The 7,452-nt window shown below is 73.4% G+C and carries 6 protein-coding genes, 1 tRNA gene and 2 pseudogenes; 4 read left to right on the forward strand and 5 right to left on the reverse strand.

Features of this window, described 5'->3' with window-relative positions; all coding sequences use genetic code 11:
• The coding region (locus tag F6X68_RS28310; RefSeq protein WP_151457117.1) for a rhamnogalacturonan lyase at positions 1–1,808 on the forward strand (1,808 nt) is incomplete at its 5' end.
• Positions 1,809–2,029: 221 nt separating this feature from the next.
• Here F6X68_RS28310 and F6X68_RS28315 read toward each other — a convergent pair.
• Entirely contained in the window at positions 2,030–3,040 is a 1,011-nt protein-coding gene (locus F6X68_RS28315) for an LLM class flavin-dependent oxidoreductase (protein WP_192581569.1), read from the reverse strand.
• An 81-nt stretch (positions 3,041–3,121) separates the two neighbouring features.
• Entirely contained in the window at positions 3,122–3,601 is a 480-nt protein-coding gene (locus tag F6X68_RS28320) for an Lrp/AsnC family transcriptional regulator (RefSeq protein ID WP_132236429.1), read from the reverse strand.
• An 83-nt stretch (positions 3,602–3,684) separates the two neighbouring features.
• On the opposite strand from F6X68_RS28320, the gene F6X68_RS28325 reads away from it, so the two are divergent.
• Entirely contained in the window at positions 3,685–4,863 is a 1,179-nt protein-coding gene (locus F6X68_RS28325) for a PLP-dependent aspartate aminotransferase family protein (RefSeq protein ID WP_151457119.1), read from the forward strand.
• Between the two features lie 294 nt (positions 4,864–5,157).
• On the opposite strand, the gene F6X68_RS34465 is transcribed toward F6X68_RS28325, so the two are convergent.
• The 3 genes and pseudogenes from F6X68_RS34465 to F6X68_RS28335 all read right to left on the reverse strand — a co-directional run bounded on the left by F6X68_RS34465 (position 5,158) and on the right by F6X68_RS28335 (position 6,015).
• Positions 5,158–5,529, reverse strand: a complete 372-nt coding sequence (locus F6X68_RS34465; protein ID WP_225852475.1) for a hypothetical protein — start codon at positions 5,527–5,529, stop codon at positions 5,158–5,160.
• A 279-nt stretch (positions 5,530–5,808) separates the two neighbouring features.
• Positions 5,809–5,967: pseudogene (locus F6X68_RS34915) on the reverse strand (hypothetical protein); the annotation flags it as partial.
• Positions 5,943–6,015, reverse strand: a tRNA-Leu gene (locus tag F6X68_RS28335). The gene F6X68_RS28335 and the pseudogene F6X68_RS34915, both read right to left, overlap by 25 nt.
• A 104-nt stretch (positions 6,016–6,119) precedes the next feature.
• Between F6X68_RS28335 and F6X68_RS28340 the strand changes: the two genes are divergently transcribed.
• Both F6X68_RS28340 and F6X68_RS28345 read left to right on the forward strand, forming a co-directional pair.
• On the forward strand, positions 6,120–6,740 hold the full coding sequence (locus F6X68_RS28340; RefSeq protein WP_151457121.1) for an ANTAR domain-containing response regulator: 621 nt from the start codon (positions 6,120–6,122) through the stop codon (positions 6,738–6,740).
• A gap of 81 nt (positions 6,741–6,821) precedes the next feature.
• Positions 6,822–7,452 (forward strand): annotated as a pseudogene (locus F6X68_RS28345) (hypothetical protein); the annotation flags it as partial.

Genomic DNA, 7,452 nt, shown 5'->3' on the forward strand with positions numbered 1-7,452 from the left:
CGAGGTCCTCCATCTGCACCGCCCCGACCACCCCGCCGCCGGTCGGGGCGGTGCAGATGGAGGACCTCGACCGGGGACTGGTCAGCGTCCGCTCCGGCAGCGGCAACCTGGTCTCCTGGCGGCTGCTCGGCACCGAGACGACCGGGGTCGCCTTCAACCTCTACCGCGGCGCGACCAGGGTCAACGGCAGCCCGATCACCGGGGCGACCAACTACCTCGACAGCGGCGCGGCGGCCGACGCGACCTACACCGTGCGCGCCGTGGTCGGCGGCACCGAACAGGCCGCCTCCGCGGCCGCGCTCCGGTTCCCCGCCGGCTACCTCGACGTGCCGTTGCAGGTGCCGGCGGGCGCGAGCACGCCGAGCGGCGAGAGCTACACGTACTCCGCCGGCGACGCCTCCGTCGGCGACCTCGACGGCGACGGGGACTACGAGTTCGTGGTCAAGTGGGAGCCGTCCAACGCCAAGGACAACTCCCAGTCCGGCTACACCGGCAACGTGTACGTCGACGCGTACACCCTCACCGGCACCCGGCTGTGGCGCGTCGACCTGGGCCGCAACATCCGCGCCGGGGCCCACTACACCCAGTTCCAGGTGTACGACTACGACGGCGACGGTCGCGCCGAGGTGGCCATGAAGACCGCCGACGGCACCCGCTCCGGCACCGGCCAGGTGATCGGCTCCGCCACCGCCGACCACCGCAACTCCAGCGGGTACGTCCTCGCCGGCCCCGAGTACCTGACCATGTTCGACGGCCGCACCGGCGCCGTCCTCTCCACCGTCAACTACGACCCGCCGCGGGGCACCGTCTCCTCCTGGGGCGACAACTACGGCAACCGGGTCGACCGCTTCCTCGCCGCCACCGCCTACCTCGACGGGCAGCGCCCCTCGCTGGTGATGGCCCGCGGCTACTACACCCGGGCGGTCGTGGCGGCCTGGGACTTCCGCGACGGCACCCTGCGCAAGCGGTGGACCTTCGACTCCAACGCCTCGGGCAACGGCGCCGCCTACGGCCAGGGCAACCACAACCTCTCCGTCGCCGACGTCGACGCCGACGGGCGCCAGGAGATCGTGTACGGGTCGGCCACCATCAACGACGACGGCCGCCTGATGTACGCCACCGGCTTCGGCCACGGCGACGCCCTGCACGTCGGCGACCTCCTGCCCGCCCGCGCCGGCCTGGAGGTCTTCACCATCCACGAGTCCGGCAACCAGCCGGCGGCCGACCTGCACGACGCCCGTACCGGTCAGGTCTTCTGGCAGCGGCCGAACAACGGGGGAGTCGAGGGCCCCGGCCGGGGCGTCGCCGCCGACATCCACGCCGGCAGCCCCGGCGCCGAGTTCTGGGGCGCCGGCACCCACATGGGCGACCTCTACAGCGCCACCGGGGCCGTCGTCGGGCGCCGGCCGTCCTCGGCGAACTTCCTCGCCTGGTGGGACGGCGACCCCGTCCGGGAACTGCTCGACGGCACCCGGATCGACAAGTACGGCACCGGTGGCGACACCCGCCTGCTGACCGCCAGCGGCGTGGCGGCGAACAACGGCACCAAGTCCACCCCGGCGCTCTCCGCCGACCTGTTCGGTGACTGGCGGGAGGAGGTCGTCTGGCGCACCACCGACAGCCGGGCCCTGCGCATCTACAGCACGCCCACGCCCACCAACACCCGGATCCACACGCTCATGCACGACCCGCAGTACCGGGTGGCGGTCGCCTGGCAGAACACCGCCTACAACCAGCCCCCGCACCCGGGCTTCTTCCTCGGCGACGGCATGGCCGCCCCGCCCACGCCCAACGTCTACCTGCGGTGACCCGACGACCGGTCGGCGGCGGCGCCCCCGGGGCGCACAATCGGCCGGTCGCAGAACGGAAAAGGCACCGGGCCGCAGCCGCGGAATCCGCACAGCTCCGGCCCGGTGCCCCACACCGCGGCATCCCCGACCCGTCCCGACCGGGAATGCCGTACCACCACCGAGGTCAAAACTAGGCGGGCCACGCGTCGCCCCGGTGACGCCGACGTGAAGATCGTGTTTCAGCCCTCGCGGCGCAGGCCACCGGCCACGTGCTCGGCGATCAGCTCGTACGAGCGCACCCGGTCGGCCACGTCGTACACCAGCGTGGTCAGCATCAGCTCGTCCGCGCCGGTGCGCGCCAGCAGCTCCCCGAGCTGCCGCCGTACCGTCTCGGGGGAGCCCGTCGCCTGCCCGTCGCGGCGCTGCCGCACGAACTCGCGCTCGGCCTCCGTGTACGGGTACGCCGCCGCCTCGTCCGGCGTCGACAGCGGCTCGGGCCGCCCCGAACGCAGCCGCAGGAACGACAGCGCCGCCGGCCCCGCCAGCCACTCCGCCCGCTCGTCGGTGTCCGCGCAGACCGCGTTGACAGCCACCATCGCGTACGGCTTCTCCAGCCACTTCGACGGCCGGAAGTGCTGCCGGTACAGCGCCAGCGCGGGCACCGTGTTCTGCGCGCTGAAGTGGTGCGCGAAGGAGAACGGCAGGCCCAGCAGCCCGGCCAGCTGGGCGCTGAACCCGCTGGAGCCGAGCAGCCAGACCGCCGGCTGCTCGCCGAGGCCCGGGGTGGCGGTGATCGGTCCCGGCCGCTCCCCGCTGAAGTAGTTCATCAGGTCCGACAGCTCCCGGGGGAAGCCCTCCGCCGACAGCCCCTCCATCGTCCGGCGCAGCGCCAGCGCGGTCACCTGGTCGGTGCCGGGGGCACGGCCGATGCCCAAATCGATGCGGCCCGGGTGCAGCGCTTCGAGGGTGCCGAACTGCTCGGCCACCACCAGCGGCGCGTGGTTGGGCAGCATCACCCCGCCGGAGCCGAGCCGGATCGTCGACGTGTGCGCCGCCAGGTGCGCGAGCAGCACCGCCGGCGCGGAACTCGCGATCGCCGGCATGTTGTGGTGCTCGGCCACCCAGAACCGGCGGTACCCGAGTTCCTCCGTGCGCCGGGCCAGCTCGGTGGTATGCCGCAGCGCCGCGCCGGCAGTGGCGCCGGCCGCGACCGGGGCAAGATCAAGAACAGACAGCGGTACGTTGATCACAAGGGTGGCCAACCCGTCCCACCTCGGGTTTGTTCCCCGGGGCGATCCGGCTCACGCGCCCGTCGCGGGCCCGCAGCGCGCTCAGCCCATGCCGCGGGCCTGCTCGAAGATCAGGCTCGTCTGGGTGTGCTGCACCGCCGGGTCCACGGCCAGGTGGTCCAGCACGAAGTCCCGCAGGGCGTCCGCCGAGGCCGCCCGCACGTGCAGCACGTAGTCCTCCGCGCCCGCCACGTGGAACACGGCCACCACCCCCGGCAGCCGCACCGACCGGGCCCGGAACGCGTCCACCGCCGCCCGCTCGTGCGCGGTCAGCCGTACCGACACCAGCGCCTGCAACGGCAGCCCCACCGCCGCCGGATCGACCTCCGCGTGGAACCCGCGGATCGCCCCGCGCTCCCGCAGGGCGCGGGTGCGGGTCAGGCACGTCGAGGGGGCCACCCCGACCCGCTCGGCGAGGGCGTTGTTCGGCAGGCGGCCGTCGGCGGCCAGCTCCGACAGGATCGCCCGGTCGGTGTCGTCCAGGTCGGCGAACCGCCGCACATCATTCGTAGCAAGGGGCATGGAGGCATCATCCATCGAACCAGCCCGCGCCTCCAAGGGCAATTACCGAATCATGTTCGGAACTATTGCCGCCCGTTGGCGCTATGTTCGATCCTTCCAGCATGACGACCGTGGACACCAGAGCCGTGCACGCCGGCCGCGACGACCTCGCCGCACTCGGCGTCCACGTGCCGCCGATCGACTTCTCCACCACCAACCCGCTGCCGTCCGTCGACGCCGGCGGCGACGCCTACGAGGCCCTCGCCACCGGAGGCACCCTCCCCGCCGGCGGCAGCGCCGTCTACCAGCGCCTGTGGAACCCCACCGTGGCCCGCTTCGAGACCGCCCTCGCCGACCTCGAGGACACCACCGACGCCGTCGCCTTCGCCAGCGGCATGGCCGCCCTCACCGCCACCCTGCTCGCCGCCACCCGGGACGGCAGGCGGCACCTCGTCGCCGTCCGCCCCCTCTACGGCGGCACCGACCACGTGCTCGCCACCGGCCTGCTCGGCACCACCGTCACCTGGGCCCGCCCCGACGAGGTCGCCGCCGCCGTCCGCCCCGACACCGCCCTGGTGATCGCCGAGACCCCGGCCAACCCCACCCTCGACCTGGTCGACATCGCCGCCCTCGCCCGCGCCGCCGGCGACGTGCCGCTGCTCGTCGACAACACCGTCGCCACCCCCGTGCTCCAGCAACCCACCCGGCACGGTGCCGCGCTCGTGCTGCACAGCGCCACCAAGAGCATCGGCGGGCACGGCGACGTCCTCGCCGGCGTGGTCGCCTGCGACGCCGACTGGGCCGCCCGGCTGCGCCAGGTCCGCGCGCTCACCGGCGCGATCCTGCACCCCCTCGGCGCGTACCTGCTGCACCGCGGCCTGCAGACCCTGCCGGTGCGGGTGCGTGCCCAGCAGGCCGGCGCCGAGAAGCTCGCCGCCTGGCTCGCCGCCCACCCCGCCGTCGCGCAGGTGCACCACCCGTCGCTGCACGACCCCGCCGGGCTCGTCGGACGGCAGATGAGCGGCCCCGGCAGCCTCCTCGCCTTCGAGGTACGCGGCGGCGCCCCCGCCGCGGCCGCCGTCGCGAACGCCTGCCGGCTGATCACCCACGCGGTCTCGCTGGGCGGCGTCGACACCCTCATCCAGCACCCGGCCTCGCTGACCCACCGCCCCGTCGAGGGGGAGGCCAAGCCGTGCGGGGGCCTGCTGCGCGTCTCGGTGGGCCTGGAGGACGCGGAGGACCTGCGCGCCGACCTGGCCCAGGCCCTCGCCGAACTCGGCTGACCCGAACCGACGTCGTCGCCCGCCCTCGCTGAATTCGGCTGACCAGACCGACGCCGTCGGCCGGCCTCCGCTGTACTCGGCTGACCGAACCGACGTCGTCGGCCGGCCCTCGCTGAATTCGGCTGGCCGGACCAACGCCGTCGCCCGCCCTCACTGCCGGGAGTCGGTCGCCCCGTTGCCGCGAGTCGCCCCGCCGCGGGCGTCGTGGCGCACGGGAGTGGAACGCCACGGGTGCCAACGGGCCCAGGTGACACCCGTGGCGTTCCACCCGTGGGAGCCGACCGGGCGGCACGGTCAGGACTTCGGGCCGACGTGGCGATCGAGGGCGGCGACGGCGTCCCGGCGCGCCACGGAGAGGGAGTTGCGGCGGTTCATCCGCCAGGCGATGCCGAGCAGGTCCAGTGCCCACTGGCAGAGCCCCATGATGTCGGCCGACTCGTTGACGAACATGTAGCGCGGGTAGACGTAGCTCCTGCCGCGCGTCGTCACCCGGTTGCTGAACCGGCAGCCGTCGGAGTGGAACAAACCCCGCAGGAAAGGCCCGGGATGGGCGGTGACGATCCTCTTCTGCCAGTCGGCGAGGGTGATCTGACGCTCGTGCTTCTTGCCGGGACCGTGCTGCGGGAACAGGCACGGCCAGTGCTTGCCGTAACTCTGCACGCTCACGCAGCCCTGTTGTGGAACCCGCTGGACCTTGTTGGCCAGCACCGCCCGCATAGCGGAGTCGCAGGCGTCGATCAACCCGGGCCACGCGTCGCCGCAGGAAATCCTCAAGACCGGCACCCGCGAGCTAGTGACCAGGTGCCCGTCACCCAGGTAGAGGCCCAGCAGGTAGCTGTATGCCGATGGGTTTGTCGGATATCCGTCGTCGCGACGGCAGCGGAAACAGCGCTCTGCCGTGCTTCGAACCAGCGGTTGCGGCCGCTCGCGGCACCACTCCCAGACAGTCCGGTAGGAAAGACCGACGGCCCGGGCAGCCTCGGCGATGGTTGCGCCGCCCAGGTGGACTCTGAGGGCTCGGGCGCGTATCTCCGGTGCGTGCACAGGACGAGTCTCGTACGCCCGTACGACAGTTCCGGTGTCCCCGGTGGGATTCGAACCCACACTGTCGGAGGTTTGAGCTCCGCTTCTCTGCCATTGGAATACGGGGACGTCGTCGCCCAACGCTGTGGCGGCGCCACATAGGTTACCCACTACGCTAAGGGCGGCGACACCCGGCATCGCGGGTGTCGAGCACAGACTGGTGGGAGTGGCTCGTGGCCGAGATGCAGACGGACGTCGAGCGCAGGCGCGTTCTGATCGCCGAGGACGAGGCGCTGATCCGGCTGGACCTGGCCGAGATGCTCGTCGAGGAGGGCTACGAGGTCGTCGGGGAGGCCGGTGACGGCGAGACGGCCGTCCGGCTCGCCGAGGAGCTCAAGCCGGATCTGGTCATCCTCGACATCAAGATGCCGATCATGGACGGGCTGGCCGCCGCCGAGCGGATCGCGGGCGCCCGGATCGCCCCGGTGATCATCCTGACCGCGTTCAGCCAGCGTGACCTGGTGGAGCGGGCGCGGGCGGCCGGCGCGATGGCGTACCTCGTGAAGCCCTTCCAGAAGAGCGACCTGGTGCCGGCGGTGGAGATCGCGCTGTCGCGCTACTCGGAGATCGCCGCCCTGGAGGCGGAGGTCGCGGGGCTGACCGACCGGCTGGAGATCCGCAAGACGGTCGAGCGCGCCAAGGGCGCGCTGATGACGACGTACGGGATGACCGAGCCGCAGGCGTTCAAGTGGATCCAGCGCACGGCGATGGACCACCGGATGACCATGAAGGAGGTCGCCGAGCGGATCCTCGCCGAGACCGCCGGCGGCGAGGTCGCCCAGCCCGCGTCCTGAGGTGCCGCCGGGGCGACGCGACACGCCGGGGAGCGCTCCGGGGGCTCCTCGCGGGGCCGGTTGATCGATAGCATCTGATCCATGCGGACCCGGCGGCTGGTGGCGGTGCTCGGTGTCCTCGCGCTGCTGCCGGCCGGCTGCGACCGGGCCCCGGCGGAGCCCGCCGACGAGCCGCTGCGCCCGCAGTGGCAGCCGCTGACCCTGCCGGCGCCGCCGGGCGCCCCCGGTCGGCCGCTGCTGCGCGACGCCGTGGCCTGCGCCGGCACGTGGTACGTGGTCGGCGGGCTGGCCGACGCGGCGGGGGAGACCCGGCCGGCGGCCTGGCGCAGCACCGACGGCGTGTCGTGGACGGCGCTGCCGATGTCGCCGTCGAGCCACTACGGCCGTCAGCACGTGCTCTACGCGGCCGCGTGCCGCGACGGCCGGCTGGCGGCGCTCGGGGCGAAGAACGGCGGCGCGCACGGCAACCCGCGCACGGGCACCTGGTCGCAGTCGCCGGGCGGGCAGCTCCGGGAGGCGTCGGCGCCCTTCGAGCTGTACGCCGGCCCGCGCGCGGTGAGCGTGGCGCGGCTGGCGGCGGGCCCGGCCGGGTGGCTGATCGCGGGGGCGCGGGTCGACGGGGCGGCGGTCTGGACGTCGTCGGACGGCGAGCGGTTCGCGATCCGGGAGGGCGTCGCGGAACTCGCCGGTGACGGGCGGGGCCGGACGGTCG

Source organism: Micromonospora sp. AMSO12t (assembly GCF_008806585.1).
In the GTDB taxonomy this organism is placed as follows: Bacteria; Actinomycetota; Actinomycetes; order Mycobacteriales; family Micromonosporaceae; genus Micromonospora; species Micromonospora reichwaldensis.

Excerpts from the sequence above, each read along its gene's own strand:
- F6X68_RS28320 (WP_132236429.1), bottom strand. The coding sequence starts at position 3,601 with ATGCCCCTTGCTACGAATGATGTGCGGCGGTTCGCCGACCTGGACGAC.
- F6X68_RS28325 (WP_151457119.1), top strand. The coding sequence starts at position 3,685 with ATGTTCGATCCTTCCAGCATGACGACCGTGGACACCAGAGCCGTGCAC.